Source organism: Paramesorhizobium leguminum, assembly GCF_003217235.1.
GTDB classification, from domain to species: domain Bacteria; phylum Pseudomonadota; class Alphaproteobacteria; order Rhizobiales; family Rhizobiaceae; genus Paramesorhizobium; species Paramesorhizobium leguminum.
The window spans coordinates 137819-161353 of record NZ_QJTF01000002.1 but is presented as its reverse complement, the minus strand read 5'-3'; the positions used below and the strand labels follow the sequence as shown (position 1 = coordinate 161353).

23 protein-coding genes are annotated in these 23535 nt (G+C 60.8%); 5 read left to right on the top strand and 18 right to left on the bottom strand.

What is annotated here, in order from left to right:
• Positions 1-210: 210 nt before the first annotated feature.
• The gene (locus tag C7477_RS02335; protein WP_110748551.1) at positions 211-2325 is read right to left on the bottom strand and encodes an ASKHA domain-containing protein; all 2115 of its coding nucleotides are present in this window, start codon (positions 2323-2325) and stop codon (positions 211-213) included.
• Positions 2326-2415: 90 nt separating this feature from the next.
• Between C7477_RS02335 and C7477_RS02330 the strand changes: the two genes are divergently transcribed.
• Positions 2416-2721: a GIY-YIG nuclease family protein gene (locus C7477_RS02330; protein WP_110748819.1), complete on the top strand. Its 306-nt coding sequence runs from the start codon at positions 2416-2418 to the stop codon at positions 2719-2721.
• 305 nt (positions 2722-3026) lie between these two features.
• Here C7477_RS02330 and C7477_RS02325 read toward each other — a convergent pair whose 3' ends face one another.
• From C7477_RS02325 to C7477_RS02305, 5 genes are all read right to left on the bottom strand, one after another.
• Entirely contained in the window at positions 3027-3989 is a 963-nt protein-coding gene (locus C7477_RS02325) for a methyltetrahydrofolate cobalamin methyltransferase (RefSeq protein WP_110748548.1), read from the bottom strand.
• 13 nt (positions 3990-4002) lie between these two features.
• Positions 4003-4896, bottom strand: a complete 894-nt coding sequence (locus C7477_RS02320) for a methylenetetrahydrofolate reductase (protein ID WP_110748545.1) — start codon at positions 4894-4896, stop codon at positions 4003-4005.
• Positions 4883-5185, bottom strand: a complete 303-nt coding sequence (locus tag C7477_RS02315) for a virulence factor (RefSeq protein WP_110748542.1) — start codon at positions 5183-5185, stop codon at positions 4883-4885. The genes C7477_RS02320 and C7477_RS02315 overlap by 14 nt, the downstream gene beginning before the upstream one ends.
• A 127-nt stretch (positions 5186-5312) precedes the next feature.
• Positions 5313-5999, bottom strand: a complete 687-nt coding sequence (locus tag C7477_RS02310; protein WP_110748817.1) for an exopolysaccharide biosynthesis protein — start codon at positions 5997-5999, stop codon at positions 5313-5315.
• Positions 6000-6056: 57 nt separating this feature from the next.
• A complete protein-coding gene (locus C7477_RS02305; protein WP_245411691.1) occupies positions 6057-6707 on the bottom strand; it encodes a DUF1638 domain-containing protein in 651 nt (216 codons plus the stop codon).
• 74 nt (positions 6708-6781) lie between these two features.
• Between C7477_RS02305 and C7477_RS02300 the strand changes: the two genes are divergently transcribed.
• The gene (locus C7477_RS02300; RefSeq protein ID WP_110748539.1) at positions 6782-6916 is read left to right on the top strand and encodes an entericidin EcnAB; all 135 of its coding nucleotides are present in this window, start codon (positions 6782-6784) and stop codon (positions 6914-6916) included.
• A 2-nt stretch (positions 6917-6918) separates the two neighbouring features.
• On the opposite strand, the gene C7477_RS02295 is transcribed toward C7477_RS02300, so the two are convergent.
• Positions 6919-7347: an endonuclease domain-containing protein gene (locus C7477_RS02295; RefSeq protein ID WP_110748536.1), complete on the bottom strand. Its 429-nt coding sequence runs from the start codon at positions 7345-7347 to the stop codon at positions 6919-6921.
• A gap of 86 nt (positions 7348-7433) precedes the next feature.
• The gene (locus tag C7477_RS02290; protein ID WP_110748533.1) at positions 7434-8132 is read right to left on the bottom strand and encodes a corrinoid protein; all 699 of its coding nucleotides are present in this window, start codon (positions 8130-8132) and stop codon (positions 7434-7436) included.
• A gap of 204 nt (positions 8133-8336) precedes the next feature.
• Here C7477_RS02290 and C7477_RS02285 point away from each other — a divergent pair, with 204 nt between their 5' ends.
• Both C7477_RS02285 and C7477_RS02275 read left to right on the top strand, forming a co-directional pair.
• Positions 8337-9926: a trimethylamine methyltransferase family protein gene (locus C7477_RS02285; RefSeq protein WP_110748530.1), complete on the top strand. Its 1590-nt coding sequence runs from the start codon at positions 8337-8339 to the stop codon at positions 9924-9926.
• A 309-nt stretch (positions 9927-10235) separates the two neighbouring features.
• The gene (locus C7477_RS02275; RefSeq protein WP_110748813.1) at positions 10236-10940 is read left to right on the top strand and encodes a 4Fe-4S dicluster domain-containing protein; all 705 of its coding nucleotides are present in this window, start codon (positions 10236-10238) and stop codon (positions 10938-10940) included.
• A gap of 26 nt (positions 10941-10966) precedes the next feature.
• Here the strand turns inward: C7477_RS02275 and C7477_RS02270 are convergent, their stop codons facing one another.
• From C7477_RS02270 to C7477_RS02250, 5 genes are all read right to left on the bottom strand, one after another.
• Positions 10967-12016 carry an NAD(P)-dependent alcohol dehydrogenase gene (locus tag C7477_RS02270; RefSeq protein ID WP_110748811.1) on the bottom strand — a complete coding sequence of 350 codons (1050 nt, stop codon included), beginning with the start codon at positions 12014-12016 and terminating at the stop codon, positions 10967-10969.
• A 426-nt stretch (positions 12017-12442) separates the two neighbouring features.
• Positions 12443-13447: a TRAP transporter substrate-binding protein gene (locus C7477_RS02265; protein ID WP_110748524.1), complete on the bottom strand. Its 1005-nt coding sequence runs from the start codon at positions 13445-13447 to the stop codon at positions 12443-12445.
• 54 nt (positions 13448-13501) lie between these two features.
• Positions 13502-14779 (bottom strand): TRAP transporter large permease subunit, encoded by a 1278-nt coding sequence (locus C7477_RS02260; protein ID WP_110748520.1) that lies wholly within the window; start codon positions 14777-14779, stop codon positions 13502-13504.
• Positions 14776-15348, bottom strand: coding sequence for a TRAP transporter small permease (locus C7477_RS02255; protein ID WP_210206126.1), 573 nt, complete (start codon positions 15346-15348; stop codon positions 14776-14778). The genes C7477_RS02260 and C7477_RS02255 overlap by 4 nt, the downstream gene beginning before the upstream one ends.
• The gene (locus C7477_RS02250) at positions 15345-15935 is read right to left on the bottom strand and encodes a gluconokinase (RefSeq protein ID WP_110748517.1); all 591 of its coding nucleotides are present in this window, start codon (positions 15933-15935) and stop codon (positions 15345-15347) included. The genes C7477_RS02255 and C7477_RS02250 overlap by 4 nt, the downstream gene beginning before the upstream one ends.
• Positions 15936-16046: 111 nt before the next feature.
• Here C7477_RS02250 and gntR point away from each other — a divergent pair, with 111 nt between their 5' ends.
• Positions 16047-17066 (top strand): HTH-type transcriptional regulator GntR, encoded by a 1020-nt coding sequence (gene gntR, locus C7477_RS02245; RefSeq protein ID WP_110748514.1) that lies wholly within the window; start codon positions 16047-16049, stop codon positions 17064-17066.
• Positions 17067-17318: 252 nt separating this feature from the next.
• Here the strand turns inward: gntR and bmt are convergent, their stop codons facing one another.
• From bmt to C7477_RS02215, 5 genes are all read right to left on the bottom strand, one after another.
• Entirely contained in the window at positions 17319-18338 is a 1020-nt protein-coding gene (bmt, locus tag C7477_RS02235) for a betaine--homocysteine S-methyltransferase (RefSeq protein ID WP_110748511.1), read from the bottom strand.
• A 13-nt stretch (positions 18339-18351) separates the two neighbouring features.
• Positions 18352-19842 carry an ArnT family glycosyltransferase gene (locus C7477_RS02230; RefSeq protein ID WP_110748508.1) on the bottom strand — a complete coding sequence of 497 codons (1491 nt, stop codon included), beginning with the start codon at positions 19840-19842 and terminating at the stop codon, positions 18352-18354.
• Between the two features lie 174 nt (positions 19843-20016).
• Positions 20017-21066, bottom strand: coding sequence for a quaternary amine ABC transporter ATP-binding protein (locus tag C7477_RS02225; RefSeq protein ID WP_110748505.1), 1050 nt, complete (start codon positions 21064-21066; stop codon positions 20017-20019).
• Positions 21059-21946 carry an ABC transporter permease gene (locus C7477_RS02220; protein ID WP_110748501.1) on the bottom strand — a complete coding sequence of 296 codons (888 nt, stop codon included), beginning with the start codon at positions 21944-21946 and terminating at the stop codon, positions 21059-21061. Before C7477_RS02220 ends, C7477_RS02225 begins: the two co-directional genes overlap by 8 nt.
• Before the next feature lie 148 nt (positions 21947-22094).
• Positions 22095-23096 carry an ABC transporter substrate-binding protein gene (locus tag C7477_RS02215; protein ID WP_110748807.1) on the bottom strand — a complete coding sequence of 334 codons (1002 nt, stop codon included), beginning with the start codon at positions 23094-23096 and terminating at the stop codon, positions 22095-22097.
• Between the last annotated feature and the right edge of the window lie 439 nt (positions 23097-23535).

Here is a 23535-nt window from a genome sequence, read left to right as displayed (position 1 = left end):
GAGAGCAGTTGGCGAGGCAGTACCCCCCTCTGCCCTGCCGGGCATCTCCCCCTCAAGGGGGGAGATTGGCTGACACGAGTCGTCGTATCTATTCTGTAACGTCTGCGATTGGTGGCGAGCGCCATGAAGGCGTAATCTCCCCCCTTGAGGGGGAGATGCCCGGCAGGGCAGAGGGGGGTATCTAGCGAATCCATTAAAACAGGAGCCGCTCTAACCTCGGTTCCGGCGCGCGGCGCGTTCCTCGCGGGAGCGGCGGCGGGGGGAGCCGTCTGCCGGACCGTCGGAGCCATCGCCATCGGATTTCCGCTCCGGCAGCTTCACCGCCGCGGAGAGCTTGGGGAAGGGATCGACCTTGTTGGGGATCGCCATGGCGTAGACGAAATGCTCCTGGAATTTCGGCTCCAGTGCGGTTTCAATCTTCTCGATGCGGCCCACCGTTTCCTCGACTTCGCGGCGGTAATCGCGGTTGAGCAGCGCCATGCGCGCGCCGGTTCCCGCCGCATTGCCGACGGCCTTGACGTTTTCCAGCTCGCAATCTGGGATGAGGCCGAGGACCATGGCGTATTTCGGATCGATGAACGAGCCGAAGGCGCCGGCGAAGCGGATCTGATCGACATGATCGATGCCGAGCTTGTCCATCAGCAGCTTCACCCCGGCATAGAGCGCGGCCTTCGCCAACTGGATGGCGCGCACGTCGTTCTGGGTGATGGCGATGCGCGGGCTGCCCTCATGCAGGAGATAGGAGAAGGTGCGGCCATTGGCGGTGATGCGGGGCGAGCGGGCGTTGTTTTTTTTGCGCAAATCCGGACGGAAAACCGCTTCACACTTTTCCTGGATTTGCGCTAGGCTGCCGTCGATGACGCCATCCTCGGAGATGATGCCGGACAGGTACATTTCCGCGATGACTTCGATGATAGCTGACCCGCAAATGCCGGTGATGCCGGTGCGGCTCGCTGCTTCCGCGAACCCCGGCTCATCCGACCATTGCTCGACGCCGATGATGCGGAATTTCGGCTCCAGCGTGTCCGGGTCGATGCGCACGCGCTCGATGGCACCGGGCGCGGCGCGCTGTCCGCCGGAGATTTCCGCGCCCTCGAAGGCAGGGCCGGTGGGTGAGGAGGCCGCGACGGTGCGCTGGCGATTGCCCAATACGATCTCGGCATTGGTGCCGACATCGACGAGCAGCATCATCTCGTCCTGCCGGTGCGGGCCTTCGCTGAGCGTCGCGGCGGCGGCGTCCGCGCCGACATGGCCGGCGATGCAGGGCAGCATGTAGACACGGGTGCCGGGATTCATTGGCAGGCCGATATCCGACGATTTCAGATGCATGGCACCCGAGACGGCGAGTGCGAAGGGCGCGCCGCCGAGCTCCGTCGGGTCGATGCCAAGGAACAGGTGGTGCATGATCGGATTGCCGACGAAGACGGCGTCGAGAATATCCTCGCGCGCAATGCCGCCATCGGCGCAGACCTTGTCAACGAGGTTGTTGACCGCCTCGCGAACCGCAAGCGTCATCGCCTCGCGCCCGTCGGGGTTCATCATGACATAGGAAACGCGGCTCATCAGATCCTCGCCGAAGCGGATCTGCGGGTTGGACGCGCCCGCCGAGGCGAGGGTGCGGCCCGAAAGAAGCGAGGATAGATGCATGGCGATGGTGGTCGAGCCGATGTCGCAGGCGATACCATAGGCCTCGTTCTTGAGGCCGGGCCAGAGTGCGATCAATGTCGGGCGGCCGGTTTCCTCGCCGTGGTGAATGGCGGCGGTGACGCCCCATTTTTCCTTGCGCAGGATCTGCTGGAGTTTGGGCAGGAGATAGGCATCGACCTGCAACTCCTTGTATCCCCAGTCCTTTTCAAGCGCTGCTTTCAACCGGTCGAGGTCGCCGAGCGGCTTGTGCATGTCGGGCTCTTCCACTTCGACATAGCACATGTGGACCGCCGGATTGCGCTCGATGCTGCGGGTGTCGACGTCCTTGCGTATGGTTTGGGCGTTGACCTGGACGTCCTGCGGCACGTCGATGACGAGATCGCCTTCAATGGTGGCGGAGCAGGAGAGGCGGCGTCCCGGCTTCAGCTCGCGCTTTTCGGCGTAGCGAAGTTCTTTCGGGCCGATGGCGGAGATATGCTCGTTGGCGGAGGTGATGCCGTGCTTGGCAAACCGGCCCTCCTGCACCTCGATCTGGCAGCGCCCGCAAGTGGCGCGTCCGCCGCAGACGCTTTCGACATAGACGCCAAGCGACCGCGCGGCTTCGAGAACCGGTGTGCCAACCGGGAAATGCCCGCGCTTGCCCGAGGGCATGAAGAGGACGAGGGGGTCGGTGCTCATGGATTACCTATTGCAGTGCTTTCGGGCGGCGCTATCATGCCCCTCATCCTGAGGTGCGAGCGTAGCGAGCCTCGAAGGACGAGGGGCATGATGGTTGAAGCAACTGTCTATATTTTGCGCTGCGCCGATGGGAGCTACTATACCGGCATTACAAAACAGTCGGTCGAATCCCGGATATGGGAACATAACCATCTGCCTGATGAAATGGCATATACGTGGAACAGACGGCCGGTGGAACTCGTATTCTCGGAAACTTATGATCTTGTGAAAGAGGCCATTGCGCGAGAAAAACAGATCAAAGGCTGGTCGCGGCGCAAAAAGGAAGCACTGATCGCTCTCAATTATGAGGGATTGCCTGAATTGTCCCGTCGCGGTCATCTGATACCCAAACCTTGATCTTGGGGTTGGCGCCAAGCACCCTCGTGGTTCGAGGCTCATTCCGCTTCGCTCCAATCGCACCTCACCATGAGGGCTCCTGAGATGCCTCTCCAAGAGCTACTGAATACAGCGCCCTCTCTATGGCAAACAATGTCCCTCTCTATAATAGTTCGCATTATGGGCCGTTTCGAGCTTATCTGCGCAGTGAAGCAAGGTAGGGCCAATGAAGCGCTCGCCGCCCCTTCACCCTCATGGTGAGGTGTGAGTGTAGCGAAGCGAAACGAGCCTCGAACCACGAGGGTGAAGGGGGTCGATATCTGCCCCTACACCACCACCCCCCGCCTTGCCTCGCGCCCCCCACGTCGCCGTCCGCCATTGTCGCCCGCCGGTACCGGCTGGCCGGAATTGGCATTGGCGGCGTGGGTCGGCTGGTGGTCGCGGTATTTATTGATCCATTTGCCGCAATTGGCATCTGTGCCGTTCAGCACATTGGCTGCATGGACCATTTCCATCTCCTGCGGGCGGCAGGGGTTCATGATGGCTGACGTCATGCCGCTGGCGATGACCATGGGGATGAAGGCGGCGTTGATGCCGTGGCGGTGGGGGAGGCCGAAGGAGATGTTGGAAAGGCCGCAGGTGGTGTTGACGCCCAGCTCCTCGCGCAGCCGCCGCACCAGCCGGAAGACCTGCAGCCCGGCGGTGCCCATCGCGCCGATCGGCATGACCAGCGGATCGACGACGATGTCATGCGCCGGAATGCCGTAATCGGCGGCATGGCGCACGATCTTGCGGGCCACTTCGAAGCGCACGTCTGGGTCTTCCGAAATACCGGTCTCGTCATTGGAAATCGCCACGACAGGCACGTTGTATTTCTTGATGAGCGGCAGGATGGCTTCGAGCTTTTCCAGTTCCCCCGTCACCGAGTTGACCAGCGGACGGCCCTTGGCGACCTTCAACCCGGCCTCGATGGCGGCGCTGACCGAGGAATCGATCGAGAGCGGCAAATCGACCAGTCCCTGGACGATCTCCAGCGTCTGCACCATCAGCGCAGGCTCCGTCGCATTCGGATCGACGGCGGTGACGCCGGCGTTGATATCCAGCATCGTCGCGCCCGCAGCCGCTTGCTCCAGCGCATCCTTGATGACCGTCTCGAAATTGCCGGCGACCATTTCGGCGGCGAGCTTCTTGCGCCCCGTCGGGTTGATGCGCTCGCCGATGACGCAGAAGGGCTGGTCGAAACCGATGACGATTTCTCGTGTCGCGGAGGCGACGATGGTGCGGGTCATGCGGATTTGTTCCTTATTGCGCGGCGGCGACAGGGGCGACGGTATGTGGATTCCAAGTACCACGTTCGACCAGCCATTCGGAGGCTTGTCTGATGCCGCCGAAGGGGAATACGTGGATCTGCTTGATATTGCTCGTCGGATTTTCCAGCACATGCCGCTCGATGGGGCCGACGACGCCTTCCGGCGAGTGGCTGGTGGCAAGAGCGGTCAACGACAGGGCGTTCTTCTTCAAATAGGTGATGGAATTGCCGATGCCGCACATGGCGGCATATTTGATGAGCGTGGTGATCTTGGCGGGACCGGCAATGCCCAGATGAACGGGCAGGTCGATGCCGGCGTCGCGTAGGCCTTCACTCCAGATTATGAAATGTTCCGCATCGAAGCCGAACTGCGTGACGATGCGCAGGCGGGCACCGGTGCGCTCGCCGAAATTCTTTTTGAGGCGCAGGGCTTCGATGGCCACGGCTTCGGAAAAATCGGGGCTGCCCTCGGGGTGGCCGGCGATGCCCATCTCGGTGATGCCGTAGCGGTCGAAGAAGCCGGTTTCGAGGACCTGCATGGTCGAGTTGAACTCGCCCGCAGGGCGCTCCAGCCCACCGCCGATAATGAGAACATCGGTGACGCCAGCTTCTTCAGCCGCGCGCTGGATGCGGACTTCAAGCGCCGCTTTGGTGGTCAAGCGGCGGCAGGCGAAGTGCGGCACGGGCTTGTAGCCGAGGTCGCTCACGCGCCGGGCGGCGGTGGTCAATGTATCGACCGTGTCGGTGCCCATGTCGGTTATGTAAACGCGGCTTCCCGCCGGGAACAGACTCGGCAGATCCTGCGACTCGATTGCCTGCTTTGGCGCCAGCTCGATGGATGCGGCGATGCGGGTCGCTTGAGAGGATTTCAGCTCATGAATGGTCATGTCCACCTGCCTTTACCAGCGCCACGAGGCGGTCTTGGGTGTATTCACTGTCTAGCTGGGCAAACGCCGCATCGGCTTCCGCTTCCAGATCGTCGCCGACGGCCACGGGCGTTCCGCGCCGCCATTCGGCGAGATAGGCGTCGGTGCCTTCAGCGCCCACACGCATGGCGCACATATCGATCGCTTCGGTGAAACGCTGCGGCAATTCGCGCTTGGCGCTCTTGCGGCCCTGCTTCACGATTACCTGGGCGGGTATGTCCCGCCAATAAACGACAACGAGATCGGCCATGCGTTTTCATCTCTCCGTATCGCCAGCATCGCTGGAATTGCTGGTTATGGCTTGCTGCGCGACGACGCGTTGCAATCCAAAAACGACGCGGACGGCTATCGCGTTTGCGTCACTGGAAACGCATCCGTCAATTCAGGAAAGGCAGCTTGGTGATGAGCGCTCCGGCGGTGAACAGCACCCCGACGATTATGCCAAGGGAGATCAAGCCGATCAGGACGCCGATGGTCATGAGAACGCCGTCGCGCTCGGTCAGCGCCGCGCCGATGATGGCGGTGGCGAAGGCGGGGAGCCAGTTGGAGAGCGGTATGGGGAAGACCACCGCAAGCCCGAGGATCAGCGTCAGGAGGCCAAGCCAGCGGTCGCCATGATGACGGGCGAAGGGCCATAGGCGAGGGCGGATGAAGCGCTCGATGCGCCTGAGCCACGGGGTGCCCTTCTCAGACAATTGCCGGAAACGTTCCGGCGCCAGCGAACGCTCGCGCAGGACGCGCGGCAGCCAGGGCGTTTCGAAGCCCAGCACCATCTGGGCCGAAAGGAGCACCAGCGGGATGCCGGTGATGATGCCGGTGCCGGGCGGCAGCGGCAGGAGATTGAGCAGGGCGAAGAAGGTAAGGAGCGTGGCGAAGCTGCGGTCGGAGAGCGCCTTCTCGATCTGTCCGAAGCTGATCGGGCTGGTGGCATTCTGCGCCAGATCCTCGAAAACCTGCGACAAAGGCCGGCGGTCGGAAATGCCGGATGGCTTGCCGGAGCCGGCAGCTTCGCCTGCCGGCGTGGAGGTTTCCTGTCGGGGAGTCGGGTGCGGCTTTTGGTTCATGCGCTCCATATCGCCCGCCGATGATGATATTTCAATGACATGCACGCGAGATCAGGCTTAATCGCGGTGGATTGCGGTTGCATCCCTGATAGCAGGAACCAGATCGCCGAAACCGGTAAAGCGGCGCTCATAGGCGAGCCCCAGAAAGCGAGCTGCTTCCTCGGCCTTGCGCGAAAGTTCGGGATCGTCCGTCTGCGCCAGATAAATCATTTTGGAATAATTGCCGAAATACATGTCGCGCAATTCGGGATGTCGGTCGAGACCGAGCGGTTTGACCAGAAAGGTCTCGAACTGGCGGGCGAGGAAATCGGTCATGAAGAAGGACGTCATGTCGTCGTCCCAGCGTTTCGCGAAAGCCTCGTTGCCGACATAAAAGGAGAAGCAATGCGGTCCGGCGATGCGCTCCACGCCGTATTTCTCGCAAACCTTGTCCAGCAGGCCGCCGGTGCCGCAATCGGCATAGCCGACGAAAATATGCTCGATGCCCTCGCGCCTGGCGCGCTTGATCGCCCGCTCGACGGCAGGGGCGATTTTATCAGGGTAATGGTGATAGACGGCGGGGAGGCATTTCAGCTCGAGATGATCGAGGCCGAACTGCTCGCGAATGCTCAAAATTTCGCGGGCAATCATGCCACAGGCGATCACCCGCACTTTCTCCGGTTGGGAAACGTGCCGTCGTTCAGACACCATCTTGCCAAGCGCGTGCATCCCGGTACCCTCATTGGGGCGGAAATGTGATTCCGCGGATCGTCATCATATTACCAGATCAGGAGACACCGTCCATGAAAGCATCGCGCGTCGTGCCGTTGATTGCCGTTCTCTGTGCGTTTTCACTCGCTTCCTGCGCCAATACGGTGACCGGTGTGAGCAAGGATGTCAAAGGCACCGCCCAGGCGGTGAAGAAGGCCGTGAAGTAGAGCTACGATTGTTCCCCTCCCCCTTGCGGGGAGGGGTTAGGGGTGGGGGTGCGGACGGAAAGCGCGATTGCAATTCGGTTTAGTACCGAGGGCATATCCAGCATCACGTCGGCGTTGGAGACGCGCAGTATGCGGAAGTTCTGGCTCCGCAGATAGACCTCACGTTCAAAATCGTGTCGACGCTGATCTTCGTCTTCATGAATTTTTCCGTCGACCTCGATGATCAGACGATGGCCGAGACAAACAAAATCCGCCACATAGGGGCCGATAGCCATCTGGCGGCGGAAATGCGTACCCATAGCTTCGGGTAATTCTTTTCGCAGGGCGGTCCAGAGGCGGCGTTCCGTGTCGGTCATTGTCTTGCGCAAGCGCGGAGCGTTATGGGCGGCGGAAGCGCTGGGCGGGGCGGGGTTATATCGGTTCCATGCCATTCAGCGTTCCACTTGCCATCACCACCCCCACCCGTCCGCTAACGCGGACACCCTCCCCGCAAGGGGGAGGGAGGGCGCTATATGATCTACCCCGCGCCACGCTGATTGTGCCGGCGCTTCATGAAATCCTTGGCGGTTTCCACCGCCACGGCGGCATCGCGGCAATAGGCGTCGGCGCCGACGGCTTTGCCGAATTCCTCGTTGAGCGGCGCGCCGCCGACCAGCACGACGTAATCGTCGCGGATGCCCTTTTCCTTCATCGTGTCGATGACGACCTTCATATAGGGCATCGTGGTGGTGAGTAGCGCCGACAGGCCGATGATGTCGGGCTGGTGCTCCTCGATGGCGGCGAGATAGTTTTCCACCGGGTTGTTGATGCCGAGGTCGATGACGTCGAAGCCTGCGCCCTCCATCATCATGCCGACGAGGTTCTTACCGATATCGTGAATATCGCCCTTGACGGTGCCGATGACGAGCTTGCCCTGCTTCGGCGCGCCGGTGGCGGCGAGCAGGGGGCGCAGGATGAACATGCCCGCTTTCATCGCATTGGCCGAAAGCAGCACTTCCGGCACGAAGAGGATGCCGTCGCGGAAATCCTCGCCGACGATGCGCATGCCCTCGACAAGCGCCTCGGTGAGCACCTTGTAAGGCGCCCAGCCGCGTTCGAGCAGGATGTTGGTGCCTTCCTCGATCTCCTCCTTCAGGCCGTCATAGAGATCGTCATGCATCTGCTGCACGAGTTCGGCGTCGGAAAGTTCGGAGAGAATGATTTCATCGTCGGCCATGGACGCATCCCATTTTAAGACCCGGAACGGGCCAATCCCATATTCATCACATAATCCGCAAGCGGCAAAAATCCATCGCTTAAAAGCGACCTCACATGTCTTAAAACGCCATGGTTTGGCGCGGACGGAATTGCTGCCCCAATCAGTTCGGATATTGCTATAATATGCGCAAAGGAGACTGCGTCAGAGGCGCGGGAGAAATAAATGGATAAAGAAACGTCTGGCGAAGCATCGGTGGAAAGCGGCGAAGAGCGCGGCGGTCGGCGTGGGCGCGGCGCCAGCGGCGGGGCGGCGGCAAGGCGCGCTGCGCGGTCCGGCGGTGGGCCGGGCAAGTCGCTGACCTATATCACCCGCAAGGTGCCGGTCTATGAGGTGCTTGGCGAGGAAGGTCTGGCGCTGATCGAGGCCAATGCCGATATTGTTCTGGAAGAGATCGGCATCGAGTTCCGCGACGATGCGGAAGCGCTGGAGCTGTGGCGGCAGGCGGGCGCGGATGTCAAAGGCGAGCGTGTGCATTTCCCCAGGGGGCTTTGCCGCTCGCTGCTCAAGACCGCGCCATCCACCTATACCCAGCATGCGCGCAACCCTGAACGTTCGGTGCAAATCGGCGGCGACGCGACCGTGTTCGCGCCCGTCTATGGCCCGCCCTTCGTGCGTGACCTCGACGGCAACCGCCGCTATGCGACGATCGAGGATTTCCAGAATTTCGTGAAGCTCGCCTATATGGCGCCGAATATCCACCATTCCGGCGGGACGGTGTGCGAGCCGGTCGACGTGCCGGTCAACAAGCGCCATCTCGACATGATCTATGCGCATATGCGCTATTCGGACAAGCCGTTCATGGGGTCGGTGACGGCGCCGGAGCGGGCCGAAGACACGGTGGCGATGTGCAAGATCCTGTTCGGCGATGATTTCGTCGAAAACAACACGGTGCTCACCAGCCTCATCAATGCCAATTCGCCGATGGTGTTCGACGAGACGATGCTGGGCGCGCTGAAGGTCTATGCGAGGCATAACCAGGCCTGCATCGTCACGCCGTTCATCCTTGCCGGCGCAATGAGCCCGGTGACGGTGGCGGGGACGCTGACGCAGATCCTGGCGGAAGTGCTGGCCGGGGCGTCGCTTACGCAGCTGATCCGCCCCGGCGCGCCTGTCATTTTCGGCACGTTCGCTTCGTCCATCTCGATGCAATCAGGGGCGCCGACCTTCGGCACACCGGAGCCGTCGCTCGTCTCCTATGGCGCGGCGCAGCTGGCCCGGCGTCTCGGCTTGCCGTTCCGCACCGGCGGTTCGCTCTGCGCCTCGAAGCTGCCGGATGCGCAGGCGGCTTATGAAAGCGCCAATACGCTCAACTCGACGCTGCTCGCCGGCACGAATTTCGTGCTGCATGCGGCTGGCTGGCTGGAGGGTGGGCTGGTTTCTTCCTATGACAAGTTCATGATGGATATCGACCAGCTCGGCATGCAGCAGCGTTTCGCCGAAGGCGTCGATCTTTCGGAAAACGGGCAGGCGATGGATGCGATCCGCGAGGTCGGCCCCGGTAGCCATTATCTCGGTTGCGCCCACACCCAGGCCAATTTCCAGAGCGCGTTCTATCGCTCATCGATTGCCGACAACAATTCCTACGAGCAATGGCTGGCAGAGGGCGAGAAGCGGGCCGAACAGCGCGGCAACGAGCTGGCGCGCCGCTGGCTGGAAAGCTATGAGGCGCCATACCTTGACCCAGCGATAGACGAGGCGCTGAAGGCGTTTATCGCGGAGAAGAAGGCCTCGATGCCCGACGCCTTCACCTGAAAGAAGCCCGAAGACGGCCGGGCTAAAGTGGCCAATCTGATCCACCATGAGGTGTGGCGTTCGGCCATCAGAGGGCCGGATGGATGATGCTCACGGTGGAAGCGTCGGTGGGACACATACCCCCCTCTGCCTTGCCAGGCATCTCCCCCTCAAGGGGGGAGATTGGCCGACGCCGCCATCCGCGTTCATTTTGCAACATTTGCGATTGGTGGCGACGTTGATGAAGGTGTAATCTCCCCCCTTGAGGGGGAGATGGCTGGCAAGCCAGAGGGGGGTGCCTCGAATAGGTACGTCTCTGCCGGAGTGGAGATGTATAGCGATAACCTCACCATCACCGCTGCCCTTGCGCCCTACGGGCTCATTCCACGCGGCGGCTTTGTTTTCAGCGGGGGCGAGGATGCGCCGCGCGGAGTCGCGCGGAACCGAGCGCGTAGTATCGTGCTGGTGGGTCATGCCGGATCGTCGATCTGGCCGCATTTTGCGCGTTGGTGGGAAAACGAGGGCAGGGACCGAGCTGACCCGCTCGACAATTGGTCAAAACAGGTGCTGGGGGAGGCGGCGGAGGCGCTTGGCGCTCGGGCGGCTTTTCCATCCGACAAGCCGTGGCTACCGTTCCAGCAATGGGCGACAAGGGCGGAAGGGCTGAAACCATCGCCGCTCGGATTGCTCATCCATCCGGTCTTTGGGTTGTGGCACGCTTATCGCGGCGCTTTGCTGTTCGACGAGGAAATCGAATTTCCGGCACATCGAGCCTTCCCGCATCCCTGTGACCAATGCGCCGCCAAGCCATGCCTTTCCGCTTGTCCGGTCGAGGCATTCGATGGCGCCGGCTTTGCAGTGGATCGCTGCCGGGACTATTTGCGGGCCGATGTGGGGAAGGCATGCCGGACAGGCGGTTGCCTTGCCCGGCTCGCCTGTCCGGTTGGACGGGAATATGCCTACGAAGCCGCGCAACAGCGCTTCCACATGGCGGCGTTTATGAGGGCAGGAGATAGGCCCTCACTGACCGCGTAGCGGACCGGTGAGGGTTTTACTGCCGGTCAGGCGCCTAGAGAGGCGTTGTCGATCACGAACCGGTACTTCACGTCGCCCTTAAGCATGCGCTCATAGGCGGTGTTGATCTCCTCCGCGCGGATCATCTCTATATCCGCCACGATGCCGTGATCGGCGCAGAAATCCAGCATTTCCTGGGTCTCGGCTATGCCGCCGATCATCGAGCCGGCGATCGCCCGCCGCTTCATGATAAGGTTGAACACGTTGGGGGATACGTGGGGCGTCGCCGGGGCTCCCACCAGTGTCATCGTGCCGTCCCGCTTCAAGAGCACCAGAAATGCATCGAGATCGTGCGGAACCGCAACCGTGTTCACGATAAGATCGAAGCTTTTGGCGTGCGCCGCCATCTCGTCGGCGTTGCGTGACACGACCACTTCATCGGCGCCCAGCGCCTTGGCTTCCTCACGCTTGGATTCAGAGGTGGTGAACGCCACGACATGGGCGCCCATCGCGTGCGCCAGCTTGACCCCCATATGACCCAGACCGCCGATGCCGACAATGCCAACCTTCTTGCCCGGTCCGGCCTTCCAATGCTTGAGCGGCGAATAGGTGGTGATGCCGGCGCAAAGCAGCGGCGCGACTGCGGCGAGTTGATCCTCCGGGTGCCTGATCCGCAGCGCATAGCGTTGATGCACGACGATCTGCTGCGAATATCCGCCAAGCGTATGGCCGGGCGCATCGAGGGTGGGGCCGTTGTAGGTGCCGACCATATGGTCGCAATAGTTCTCCAGATCGTCGTCGCACTCGACGCAATGCCGGCAGCTATCGACGATGCAGCCGACGCCGACCAGGTCGCCTTCATGGAAGCCCGTCACCTGCGATCCGACAGCCGAAATGCGGCCGACAATCTCATGCCCTGGAACGCACGGCCATTGCGTGCCGGCCCATTCAGCGCGCACCTGATGCAGATCGGAGTGGCAAACGCCGCAATAGGCAATGTCGATGCGGACATCCTGCGGGCCGGGAGCCCGGCGGGTGATGATCAAGGATTCAAGCGGCTTGTCTGCGGCATAGGCGCCATACGCTCTGACGGTCATCAGGCTATTCCTTTGGATATTCAGTTTTTTGAGAATGCTGCGGCGGGATTTCACGGAAATGAATCTTAGCAGGCGATTGCCTTATGAGATTAGACGGCAAATATCGCTTGCTGTCATGAGCTGTGCTCATCAATTTAGGGTGAGGATTACTTCCCGCCTTGGGGGGATACCTTATTATCCAAGCCGCCGCCAATTATCGCCGGCCTTCGTTGGCTGGTTGAGGCGCTTCGGCATCGAGGTTAGGGTTCCCTCGGACCGTCATTTTCGGGCTTGTCCCGAGAATCTTCCATAAGAAAAAGAAAAGCGATTACCGTACTGGCAGATTATGCCTCGGTAGATTCTCTGGACAAGCCCGAGAATCTACCGAGGGACAAGGGAGCCGCACGATCCCGAGAAATCTGTTGCTTCCCGGGATCATGCGTCGCCTTACTTTCCGGCGCGAACCTTCGCCAGTTCCGCCTGCGTCTCATCCCAGAGCGGCTTGCCGATGCTGTCGACGACCTTCTGGGTGATGGGGGCCGCGATTTCGCGCAGCTTGGCCACTTCGCCTTCGGGCATGACCGAGACTTCCATCCCGGCTTTCTTCAGATCTTCCAGCGCTTTGGCCGATTGCTCGCGGGTATCCTTGCGCTCGAACGCGCGTGACGAGATTGCGGCTTCCTTCAGGATTTTCTGCTCGTCGGGCGAGAGGGTGTCCCACCACTTCTTGCTCACCAGGATCACCCATGGGCTATAGACGTGATTGGAAACGGTCAGGTATTTCTGCACCTCGAAGAACTTCGAGGACAGGATGGTCGTGTAAGGATTTTCCTGCCCGTCGACCGTACCGGTCTCCAGCGCGGTGAAAAGCTCGGAGAACGGCAGCGGCACGGCGTTGGCGCCGGCGGCGTTGAAGGTTTCGAGATACACCGGATTCTGCATGACGCGCAGCTTGACGCCCTTCAGGTCCTCAGCCTTCTCGATCTTGTGGCGGTTGTTGGTGAGATTGCGGAAGCCGTTTTCCCAATAGACCAGGCCGACAAGGCCCTGCGCCTGCAGGCTGTCGAGAAGCTTCTGCCCGACCGGGCCGTCGAGCACCGCATCGGCTTCCTTGTCATTGGCGAAGAGGAACGGCACGTCCCACAGCGCGAATTCCTTGACGGTGCCGACGAGGGTGGCGGTCGAGCCGACCATCATTTCCTGCGCGCCGCCGATCAGGGCCTGCTGCATCTGCACGTCGGAGCCGAGGGACGCCGCGCCGAAGCCGCGCACCTTCATCTTGCCGCCGCTCAGTTTCTCCACTTCGGCAGCGAAATGGCGCTCGGCATTGCCTTGAACGCTGTCTTCGTTGAGGCCATAGCCGAAGCGGATGATCCGGCTTTTCACGTCCTGCGCTTGCGCCGCGGTGGCGCCGATTCCCAGCGCCAGCATGGCGATAAGGATTTGTTTCATTTGAGGTTTCCTCCCTTAGAGTGTTGCAGCTGAGTAAATTGCAGCTGTGGTTGATTAGTGGAGCCATTTGGCCGGAACGGTGATGAGTTCCGGGATGAGGATGAAAAGAGCCAAAAGTGCGGTGTAGGCGATGATATATGGCCAGACGCCGCGAATGACGCCTTCCAGCCGGATATTGGCCACCCCGGCGACCACATTGAGCACCGTGCCGACCGGCGGTGTAAGCAGCCCAACAGCGCCCACCAGCACGAACATGACGCCGAAATAGATCGGGTCGATGCCTGCCTTCACCGCAAGCGGCGAGAGGATGGGGCCGAGGATCAGGATCGTCGGCGTCAAATCCATCGCCGTGCCGACGAGCGTCAGCAGGATGATGATCGCCGCCATCAGCAGCTTCGGCTGGTCCAGCAGCGGATCGAGCAGGCTGATGACGAGATTGGGAAGATCGGCGAGGGTGATCATGTAGGAGGTGAAGAGCGCCGACGCGACGAGGAACATGACCACAGCCGTGGTCTTGGCGGAGGCGACGAAGAGCTTGGGCAGGTCGGCGATTTTCAGCCCGCGATAGATGAAGAGGCCGACGAACAGCGCATAGACGGCCGCGACCACCGCCGCTTCCGTCGGCGTGAACAGGCCGCCCCGCATGCCGCCGATGATGATGACCGGCATCAGCAGCGCCCAGAACGCATCCAGCAGGGCCTTGCCGCGCACCGACCATGGCTGGCGCGGACGCGGCGGCACGTTCTCCTTGCGCGCAACCCATGACCAGACGCCGACCAGCACAGCCGCCATCATGAGGCCGGGCGCGATGCCTGCCATGAACAGCTTGGTGATAGAGACATTCGTCGCGACGCCATAGATGATGAACGACATGCTGGGCGGAATGATCGGCGCGATGATGCCGCCGGAGGCGATCAGCCCGGAGGAGCGCTCGACATTATAGCCATGCGACCGCATCATCGGGATGAGCAGGGCGGCGACGGCGGCGGTATCGGCGATAGCCGAACCGGAAACGCTGGCGAGCAGCGTGGCCGCGCCGATCGCAACATAGCCGAGGCCGCCCTTGATGTGGCCGACCATCGTCACCGCGAGATCGACCATGCGGCGGGAAATGCCGCCGGCATTCATCAATTCACCGGCGAGAAGAAAGAACGGCACGGCCATCAGCGGAAAATTATCCGCGCCGGCCAGCATATTCTGGGCGAGCAACTGCGCATCGAAGAAATCGAGATGCACCATGAGCGCAACGCCGGTCAGCATCAGCGCAAAGGCTATGGGCATGCCCAGCGCCATCAGGCCGAGCAGGGTGCCCAAGAAAATCGCGATTGTCATTGCTTCTTCCCCCCAGCTTGCTCATGTGGAGCAAGCTCCCGCAGCGTTTCCGCCGCTTCGCCTTCATCCGCGCTTTCGCGCACCTGGACCAATTCGTCGTCGCTCAACCGTCCCGTCAGCGCCCGGATGAGGTCGAGCGCGAACAAGACGCCCATCGCGACCGCCGCGACCAGACCGGCGGCGGAAAAGGCTGCGAGCGGGACGCCGGTGACGGGTGACTTGCTCTGGAGGCCGATGACTGTCTGCTGCCAGCTTCCCTCAGCGAAAAGCCAGAGCGCATAGAGAATGAGCGCATTGGTCACGACCATGCAGGCGAGCCTGCCTGCGCGCGGCAGCAACCGGACCAGCATATCGACGCCGACATGAGCGCGCTCGCGCACCGCCACCACCGCGCCAAGAAAGATAAGCCAGACGAAGGCGAGCCGCGAGATTTCCTCGGAGGCCGCAAGGCCGCTGTTGAACAGGTACCGGCCAGCCGCATTGCCGAAGACGAGCACGACCATCACCGCAAGCGTCGCGGCCATGGTCCATTCGGTGATTTTCTGGAGCCAATCGGCGACCGCTTTCATGCCGTTTCCCCTTTACGGCTTTCTACCTCTGCGTCGGGCATCCCCAGGAGGGCGCATGTCCACTCGACCAGCTTGGCCGGGTCTTGATCGATGGTCATGGTGATGCCCTTCTCAGCGGGCGCCAATTCTTCCAGAGCCGCCAATTGGCTGTCGAGAAGTTCCGGCGGCATGAAATGGGAGCGGCCCGTCATGCGCTGCAGGATGAGATCGCGGGGGCCGGTGAGATGCAGGATGGCAATAGAACCGAGCTTCTCACGTAAAAAATCGCGGTAGCTCTGCTTCAATGCCGAACAGGCGATGATGACAGGAGCGCCGTCGCGCTTGAGCGCCTCCGAAGCGCCCTCGGCAATCGCGCCGAGCCAGGGCCAGCGATCCGCATCGCTCAGGGGCTGTCCCGCCGACATCAGCCTTATGTTCGCTTCGGGATGGAACTCGTCGGCTTCGATGAAGCTGCCACCGCTTCGCTCGGCAATCGCCCGGCCAACGGTCGATTTGCCGACGCCGCAGACGCCCATGACAAGGACGAAATCCGGGACGAAACCCGGCACGAATTCGGGCCGCCGCGTGAGCGCAGCTTCTTTCGACATCGTCTCTCCTCCCAATTTTTTATGGCCTTAGAAAAATGAAAGCGCTTTCATTTGTCAAGTGCGTTTCGCTTGGCTATAAATTTCTACCTTGGAGAGGGGCCGCAAAAGCGTATGAAACCCAATAGAATCAAGCTTTCCGACGTGGCGGATGCGGCCGGTGTAAGCGCTGCGACAGTTTCACGCGCATTGCGAAACCCGGATATCGTCTCGCAAAAGGTTCGCGAGCGAATCCAGTTCGTTATCGATGAATTGGGCTATGTTCCCGACCCGGCGGCAAGGGCGCTGGCGTCAGCGCGGACGGATGTGATCGGCGTCCTCATTCCATCGGTCACCAACAGTGTGTTCGCCGATGTGCTGCGCGGCATCTATTCTGCGGCGGAAGGCACGTCCTATCGCATCCAGCTCGGAAATACGCGCTATTCGGTGCTGGAAGAGGAAAAGCTGCTCAAGGTATTCCTGAGCCAGCGGCCCGCTGGATTGATCGTGACCGGAATAGACCAGTCGGCGGCGTCTCGCGCCATGCTGCTCAAGGCGGAGTGTCCGGTCGTGCAGATCATGGAAACGGGCGACAGGCCTGTCGATATGATGGTTGGCTTTTCGCACCGCGAAGGCGCGTTTGCCGCGACCTGCCATCTGATCGAGAACGGCTACAAACGAATCGCCTTTCTGGGCGCGCGAATGGACCCGCGCACGCAGCGGCGTCTGGAGGGTTTCTCCCAGGCGTTGCGGGAAGCGGGCCTTCTCGACGAGCGCCTGATCGTCACCACCCCGCGCCCGTCGACCGTGACGCTCGGCAGCGAACTGCTTGGCGAGTTGCTTGCGCGCGCACCGGATGCGGACGCGGTTTTCTGCAACAATGACGATCTGGCATTGGGGGTGCTGTTCGAATGCCAGCGCCGGAGGATCGCAGTGCCAGACGAATTGGGAATATGCGGGTTCAACGATCTGGAGATGATGGCGGTGGCCAATCCGGCGATTACGAGCGTGAGGACGTTTCGCGAGGAGATGGGGGGCAGGGCGTTTGAGCTGCTGCTTGGGAGCTTGAATGGGGCGCCGGTGGGGGAGGGGATTGTTGATTTGGGATTTGAGCTGGTGAGGCGGGAGAGTACGCGGCGGTCCGCCTTAAATTGAAGCATTGGCGGGGCTAGATGTGAGCGGTTCCTGGTTTAATGGAATCGCGAGGCATACCCCCCTCTGGCTTGCCAGCCATCTCCCCCTCAAGGGGGGAGATTAGCCTTCATGACGCTCGCCACCAATCGCAGACGTTACAGAATAAATGCCGCGACCCATGTCAGCCAATCTCCCCCCTTGAGGGGGAGATGCCCGGGAGGGCAGAGGGGGGTATGCCTCGCATTAAACCAGGAACCGTTCTGGCGCTTACTTTTACCCCCGCCGTCCCCGCCGCTCGCGCCGTGGAATATCACTGCCATCTCCGGCAACCTTGTTCCGCATCGGCCCGATGGCCTCGACGATGGTTTCGACCGTCGGGCGAGGGCCCTGAACATGATTGTCCAGCGCCTGTCGCATCGCCGCCAGGTGGGCGAAGGAGGTGCCGCAGCAGCCGCCGATGATCTTCGCGCCGGCGTTGATCGCCAGATGGGCGTAGTTCGCCATCAGATCCGGCGTTCCGGAATAGTGGATTTCCGTGCCGCGGAATTCTGGAATGCCGCAATTGCCCTTGACCACGATCGTTGCCGCAGGATCGGCGTCGGTCATGTCGAGGAGTGAGGAGAGAATGTCGGATGCGCCGACGCCGCAATTGGCGCCCACCGCCACCGGCCTTTGCGGCAATCCATCTACGACGTGATGAATATCCTTCGGGTGGAGGCCCATCATCGTCTTGCCGGCGGTGTCGAACGAGCCGGTGTAAACATAAGGCAAGCCCAGTGACGTCGCGGCTTCCGCGGCGGCGCGGATTTCATCGGGCGCGGACATGGTCTCGATCCAGGCGACATCGATGCCGCCGGCTTTCAGCCCTTCGAGCTGTTCTGTGAATGCCGAGACTGCCTCGTCATAGGTGAGGGCGCCCAGCGGCACGAGCAGCTCACCCGTCGGGCCGACTGAACCGGCGACGATGATTTTGCGGTCCGCCTTGCGGGCGACGGATCGAGCGAGTTCGGCTGCTTTCTTGTTGAGTTCGAAAACCTGATCCTGGGCATGATGCAGTTTGAGCCGCTGCCTGGTGCCGCCGAAGGAGTTGGTGAGGATGATATCCGCGCCGGCATCGATGAAGCCCTGATGCAGCGCCTCGATCTTCTCCGGATTGCTCTCGTTCCAGAGTTCCGGCGCCTCGCCCGATTCCAGCCCTGCGGCAAACAGGTTCGTGCCCGTCGCGCCATCGGCGAGCAGCACGCCTTTTTCAGCGATGAGATCGGCCAGCGGGTTCGGCGAAGAGGCGCTCATATGGGTTCCGGCTTTATTTGACGATTACATAATGTACCGGAACCTTGATATCCGGGCGGGTACGGTATGGCAGTTCGGCGGTTTCGATCTTGTCGACCGGCAGCATGATATGCGAGGCGTTCAGAATGTCCATGACCTTTTCCGGCGGCTCGTTGCCGCCGAACCAGAGGACGAGCAACGGCTTGGCGATGCGCGACACGGCGTTGGGCGTCTCGGGGTAAACGACCTGGACCGAGGGATCGAAAAGCCGGAAATTGCCCGGTATCTGCGGATAATCAGCCAGTACGGTGGAAAAATCCCCGTCTTCATGCACCTGCTTGAACAATTGCGCGTATTCCAGCTGGCCTATGGGCGGGTCGTTGCGGCCGCTGCCATAGGTCAGGTTGATGGCGAGAACGGGCGTGACCAGAAATGCCACGACAATGCTTGCGATGCTGAAATCGCGTAACGGGCGGTCGGTCAGCCGGTAGCGGTGAAGGAGCCAGGCGAGGCAGGCCGGAACGAGGAACAGTACTGGCTGTAGCCAGCGATCCTTCACATTGGTTGCGCCGGTAGCACAGATGCCGACGAAGACGATGGCGAAACCGATAAGGATGAGCCTGAACAGGAAGCGCTCGCCCGGGAGCAGGTGGGCAGCGGCATGTTTTTGCTTTCCGCGATGGAGAAAGAATATAACGACCGCCACGATGATTGCGAGGGCGGAAAAGAGCAGGCCGACCTCAAAAAGCCGGGCAACGCCCACCACACGGTCGAGCAGGAAGTTGCCCGTGGCGTCGATTTCGAATTTTCCCGAGCGGGCCAGGACGCTATTCTTGTGCTCAAGCATCCACCAGCCGGTTGGCGCGAGGCAAAGCGCAAATATGCCTATGGTGAGGAAGGATCGGCGCGACAGAAGTACTGTCCTGTATTCCGGAATTGTCAGGGCAGTGAGGACGAGGCCGAGGACAAAGAAACCGGCGTTGAACTTACCAAGCAACGCCGCTGCCATCGTCAGCCCGAGAATGCCTGCCGAAAACAGGGAGCGTGAGCGCATGTGCCAGGCGAAAGCGAGGAACGCCCAGGCGCAGCCTGTGGTGCCGGCGACGGAATGCGTAAGCGCGCGCTGCGATTCCCAGCCGATTTGCGGAATGAGGAACAGGCCCAGCATTCCAGCGGCGGCGACAGTGCGCGGCAGGCCCAGCAGGTGGATGCCGCCATAGACGCTGGCGAACATGCTGGCGAGCAGCCCGAACTTGACGATCTGCAATGTCAGAAGGCTGGTGCCGAGGAAATGGGCAGCGAAACCGGTAATCCAGGTATAAAGCGGCGGTTGCGAACCGCCGTAGCCCCAGGAGAGATAGCCGATATTGGCAAGTTGCTCTGCATCGTCGAGCCCCGCGCCATTGGAAATGAAGCTTACGAAAACGGCCTGAAATGCGAAATAACACAGGACGAACAGCAGTGCCGGATGCAAGCCTGACACTTGCCGGGGAGAGGGTGTGGATATCGGCTCGTTCAAATCCATGAATACCGTCGATCCTGTAGGATGCATAATAGCCTTCAGGAGATCATTTGCCCCTGCTCCAACAATAATGCGCTGGCAGCCTTTTCCCAGAATCGTGGCAGCATTACAACGGTGGAATGGCGACGGTAAAAAAGTCGTGAAGAGTGAGGTGGATTTCGCGATTCTCTGGACCGGTCATGGTCCCGCAGGCGTGACCATGGCGGCGATGATACTCTGCATATCGACGTAGCCCATGGGTTTGCCATCCGCATCCTGTACATGGAGCGCGCCGATGCGCCTTTCGGTCATAATACGCGCGGCGTGTTCCAGAATGGTGCCTTGGGGAACCAACGGCAGGCCGGCTCCCTTGTCATGCATACCGGGCTTCATGATCGCCTCGACGACGATGACGCGACCGCGATTGACGTGCTGGACGAAGCTGGCAATGTAATCATCGGCGGGTTTCATCACGATGTCCTGCCCGGTACCCTGCTGGACGATCTGGCCATTGCGCAGGATGGCGATGCGGTCGCCAAGCCGTAATGCCTCGTCGAGATCATGGGTGATGAAGACGACGGTCTTGCGGATTTCCTTCTGCAGATCGAGGAGGACGGACTGCATGTCCATGCGTATGAGCGGATCGAGCGCGGAAAACGCCTCGTCCATGAGCAGGATCGGCGCGTCATTGGCGAGCGCGCGGGCGAGGCCGACGCGCTGCTGCATGCCGCCGGAGAGTTGGTTGGGATAATTGTCCTCGAAGCCTTCGAGGCCGACGCGGGCAATCCAGCGCCGCGCGGCTTCCAGTTGTTTAGCGCGCGCTACACCCTGAATTTCCAGCCCATAGACCACGTTTTCCAGAACGGTGCGGTGCGGCAGGAGCGCGAATTTCTGGAAGACCATCGCGGTTTTGTGGCGACGGAAGGCGCGCAACTCCGCCGCGTTCATCTTCACCACATCGGCGCCGTCGATCAGCACTTCGCCCGCTGTAGGGTCGATCAGGCGGTTGATATGGCGGATCAGCGTGGATTTGCCCGACCCGGACAGGCCCATAACCACCTGAATGTGGCCGGCAGGCATATCGATGTTGATATCCCGCAGGCCAAGGACATGGCCATGTCTGGCGTTCAGCTCCGCCTTGGTCATGCCGTTTCTTACGGCGTCGATGTGTGCCTTGGGATTGGCGCCGAAGATCTTGTAGAGATTCCGGATGGTGATGCCGGTCGTGCCTTTGTCTTCCTCAAGCATGGACCGTCTCCAGATGCTTCTGCAGCCGCTTGCCATAGGCCTGGCTTATGCGGTCGAAGATGATGGCGATGCCGACGATGGCGAGGCCGTTGAAGAGGCCCAGCGTGAAATACTGGTTGGCGATGGCCTTGAGCACCGGCTGGCCCAGACCCTGAACGCCGATCATGGAGGCGATGACCACCATGGCGAGCGCCATCATGATGGTCTGGTTGATGCCGGCCATGATGGTGGGCAGGGCAAGCGGCATCTGCACGTTCTTGAGGCGCTGCCAGCTTGACGAGCCGAAGGCATCGGCGGCTTCCAGCACATCCTTGTCGACCAGCCTGATGCCCAGATTGGTCAAGCGGATGATGGGCGGAATGGCGTAGATGACGACGGCGATCAGCCCCGGTACGCGGCCTATGCCCAAGAGCATGACGACGGGGATCAAATAGACGAAGCTCGGCATCGTCTGCATCACGTCCAGCACCGGGTTAATGATGCCCTGAAACCGGTCGGACCGTGACATGAGGATGCCGATGGGGATGCCGATGGCGATGGAAAGCACGGTGCAGACGAAGATCATCGATACCGTCTTCATCGTATCGGTCCACATGCCGAAGAAGCCGATGAGCAGGAGGGTGATGACGGTGCCCGCGACGATTTTCCAGCTGCGGCTGGCGAACCAGGCAATACCTGCGATGAGCGCAAGGATAATCGGCCAGGGCGTCCCGGTCATGAAGCGCTCGGACTGGATGAGGAAATATTGCAGCGGATCGAAAAAAGTCTCGATCCTGTCGCCATAGGCGCGCGTGAATGCCCGGAAGCCCTCATCGATCGACTTCTTCAACGCGGTCAGCGTGGTGTCGTCCATATGAGGGAAGCGGGTGAGCCAGTCCATTGGGTGGTGTGTCTCCTTTGCGAGGGAGTAGGGGAATAAGGCAATAAGGCAGTAGGGCAGTAGGGCAGTAGGAAAAATTATCCGATTAATGCGCAGCCAAGGCAATCAACATATTGCCCTACTGCCTTATTGCCCTACTGCCCTCCAATTACTTCACCGCCGCCTTGATCTTCTCCGCCGCCTCAGGCGAAACCCACTTGGTCCATACATCCTCATTATTCTTGAGGAAATATTTCGCGCCGGCTTCGCCAGTGGCCTGGTTGTCGGTCATCCAGGCGAGAAGCTTGTTGACCGTTTCGTTGGTCCAGGAGCGGGCTTTCAGATAATCCAGCGCGGGGCCGGCGCGGTCGGCAAAGGGCTTGGTCACTAGCGTCTCGACATTGTCCTTCGGCCATTCATTGGGCTTGGGATCGGCGCAGCTTTCTACCGTGTTGCAGCGCTTCCACTCCGCTTCGTCGAAGGGGACGCCATGGCCGAGCTTGACCATCTCGTATTTGCCCAGAAGCGCGGTCGGCTCCCAATAAAAGCCCATCCAGCCTTCCTTGCGCTCGTAGGCCTTGGCGATCGATCCGTCGAGACCGGCGGACGTGCCGCTGTCGACCAGCACGAAGCCGGCCTTTTCGCCCCCATAGGCCTTGAAGAACTGCGTCGTCACGCGCGTGCCGCCCCAGCCCGCAGGACCGTTGACCACGGCGCCCTTGCCGGGTTCTTCCGGCGCGGGGAAAAGTTCGGGATGCTTCAGCGCATCGGCAATGGTCTTGATATCGGGATGGGCGTCGGCGATGTATTTCGGGATCCACCAGCCCGATACGCCGCCTTGCGAAAGCGCCTTCGAGACGGAGACGATCTTGCCTTCCTTCGTGCCTTGGGCGACGACATCCGGTAGGAAATCGACCCAGCCTTCCGGCGCGATGTCCGGCTCGCCCTTTTCGATCATGGAGGTGATGGTCGGCACCGTATCGCCGGAGATGAGCTCGGCCTTGCAGCCGTACCCTTCGGTGAGAATAAGCCTATCGAGATTGGCCAGAACCTCGGCCGATTGCCAGTTCATGCTGGCGATTGTCACATCGCCGCACTCGGCGGCCGATGCCATTCCGCTAAATCCCACGATACCGGCGACCAGAATCGTGGAAGCAAGAAGCTTCTTCATCAGATATTCTCCCATTTGCAACAGCACGAAGATTTTATGTTCCCCGCCGGCGTCCTGTTTGGCCGGCTGGGCAATTTTTCCCTTGATTCCCATGCAAGCGCCTAACCCGGTAATTAAGCGTCTTGCTCACGACAATTCTTATCGGAATAGCGACAAGCAGCCAATAAGGCGCGGATAAATCTTCGCCTCCGATTTGCTGCGGCAATGGCTCGCTTAGATCGGGGCAGCAAGGGGCAAGCCGGACAAATTCCCAAGTGGATAAAATGCAATTGAAATGCTCAACGAATCGGCAATACTACCACAGATAGAATTACGCAACGTCCAGTTCGCGCGCATTGATATTATGAAATTCGCCCTTCATCCGGGTGATCTGAATTACGCAGGCATTTATCCTGAGAATTAGAAACCATGCATATGAGTAATTTTTTTAAATGGAGGA

Excerpts from the sequence above, each read along its gene's own strand:
- C7477_RS02335 (WP_110748551.1), bottom strand. The coding sequence starts at position 2,325 with ATGAGCACCGACCCCCTCGTCCTCTTCATGCCCTCGGGCAAGCGCGGG.
- C7477_RS02330 (WP_110748819.1), top strand. The coding sequence starts at position 2,416 with ATGGTTGAAGCAACTGTCTATATTTTGCGCTGCGCCGATGGGAGCTAC.
- C7477_RS02325 (WP_110748548.1), bottom strand. The coding sequence starts at position 3,989 with ATGACCCGCACCATCGTCGCCTCCGCGACACGAGAAATCGTCATCGGT.
- C7477_RS02320 (WP_110748545.1), bottom strand. The coding sequence starts at position 4,896 with ATGACCATTCATGAGCTGAAATCCTCTCAAGCGACCCGCATCGCCGCA.
- C7477_RS02315 (WP_110748542.1), bottom strand. The coding sequence starts at position 5,185 with ATGGCCGATCTCGTTGTCGTTTATTGGCGGGACATACCCGCCCAGGTA.
- C7477_RS02310 (WP_110748817.1), bottom strand. The coding sequence starts at position 5,999 with ATGAACCAAAAGCCGCACCCGACTCCCCGACAGGAAACCTCCACGCCG.
- C7477_RS02305 (WP_245411691.1), bottom strand. The coding sequence starts at position 6,707 with ATGCACGCGCTTGGCAAGATGGTGTCTGAACGACGGCACGTTTCCCAA.
- C7477_RS02300 (WP_110748539.1), top strand. The coding sequence starts at position 6,782 with ATGAAAGCATCGCGCGTCGTGCCGTTGATTGCCGTTCTCTGTGCGTTT.
- C7477_RS02295 (WP_110748536.1), bottom strand. The coding sequence starts at position 7,347 with ATGGCATGGAACCGATATAACCCCGCCCCGCCCAGCGCTTCCGCCGCC.
- C7477_RS02290 (WP_110748533.1), bottom strand. The coding sequence starts at position 8,132 with ATGGCCGACGATGAAATCATTCTCTCCGAACTTTCCGACGCCGAACTC.
- C7477_RS02285 (WP_110748530.1), top strand. The coding sequence starts at position 8,337 with ATGGATAAAGAAACGTCTGGCGAAGCATCGGTGGAAAGCGGCGAAGAG.
- C7477_RS02275 (WP_110748813.1), top strand. The coding sequence starts at position 10,236 with ATGTATAGCGATAACCTCACCATCACCGCTGCCCTTGCGCCCTACGGG.
- C7477_RS02270 (WP_110748811.1), bottom strand. The coding sequence starts at position 12,016 with ATGACCGTCAGAGCGTATGGCGCCTATGCCGCAGACAAGCCGCTTGAA.
- C7477_RS02265 (WP_110748524.1), bottom strand. The coding sequence starts at position 13,447 with ATGAAACAAATCCTTATCGCCATGCTGGCGCTGGGAATCGGCGCCACC.
- C7477_RS02260 (WP_110748520.1), bottom strand. The coding sequence starts at position 14,779 with ATGACAATCGCGATTTTCTTGGGCACCCTGCTCGGCCTGATGGCGCTG.
- C7477_RS02255 (WP_210206126.1), bottom strand. The coding sequence starts at position 15,348 with ATGAAAGCGGTCGCCGATTGGCTCCAGAAAATCACCGAATGGACCATG.
- C7477_RS02250 (WP_110748517.1), bottom strand. The coding sequence starts at position 15,935 with ATGTCGAAAGAAGCTGCGCTCACGCGGCGGCCCGAATTCGTGCCGGGT.
- gntR (WP_110748514.1), top strand. The coding sequence starts at position 16,047 with ATGAAACCCAATAGAATCAAGCTTTCCGACGTGGCGGATGCGGCCGGT.
- bmt (WP_110748511.1), bottom strand. The coding sequence starts at position 18,338 with ATGAGCGCCTCTTCGCCGAACCCGCTGGCCGATCTCATCGCTGAAAAA.
- C7477_RS02230 (WP_110748508.1), bottom strand. The coding sequence starts at position 19,842 with ATGGATTTGAACGAGCCGATATCCACACCCTCTCCCCGGCAAGTGTCA.
- C7477_RS02225 (WP_110748505.1), bottom strand. The coding sequence starts at position 21,066 with ATGCTTGAGGAAGACAAAGGCACGACCGGCATCACCATCCGGAATCTC.
- C7477_RS02220 (WP_110748501.1), bottom strand. The coding sequence starts at position 21,946 with ATGGACTGGCTCACCCGCTTCCCTCATATGGACGACACCACGCTGACC.
- C7477_RS02215 (WP_110748807.1), bottom strand. The coding sequence starts at position 23,096 with ATGAAGAAGCTTCTTGCTTCCACGATTCTGGTCGCCGGTATCGTGGGA.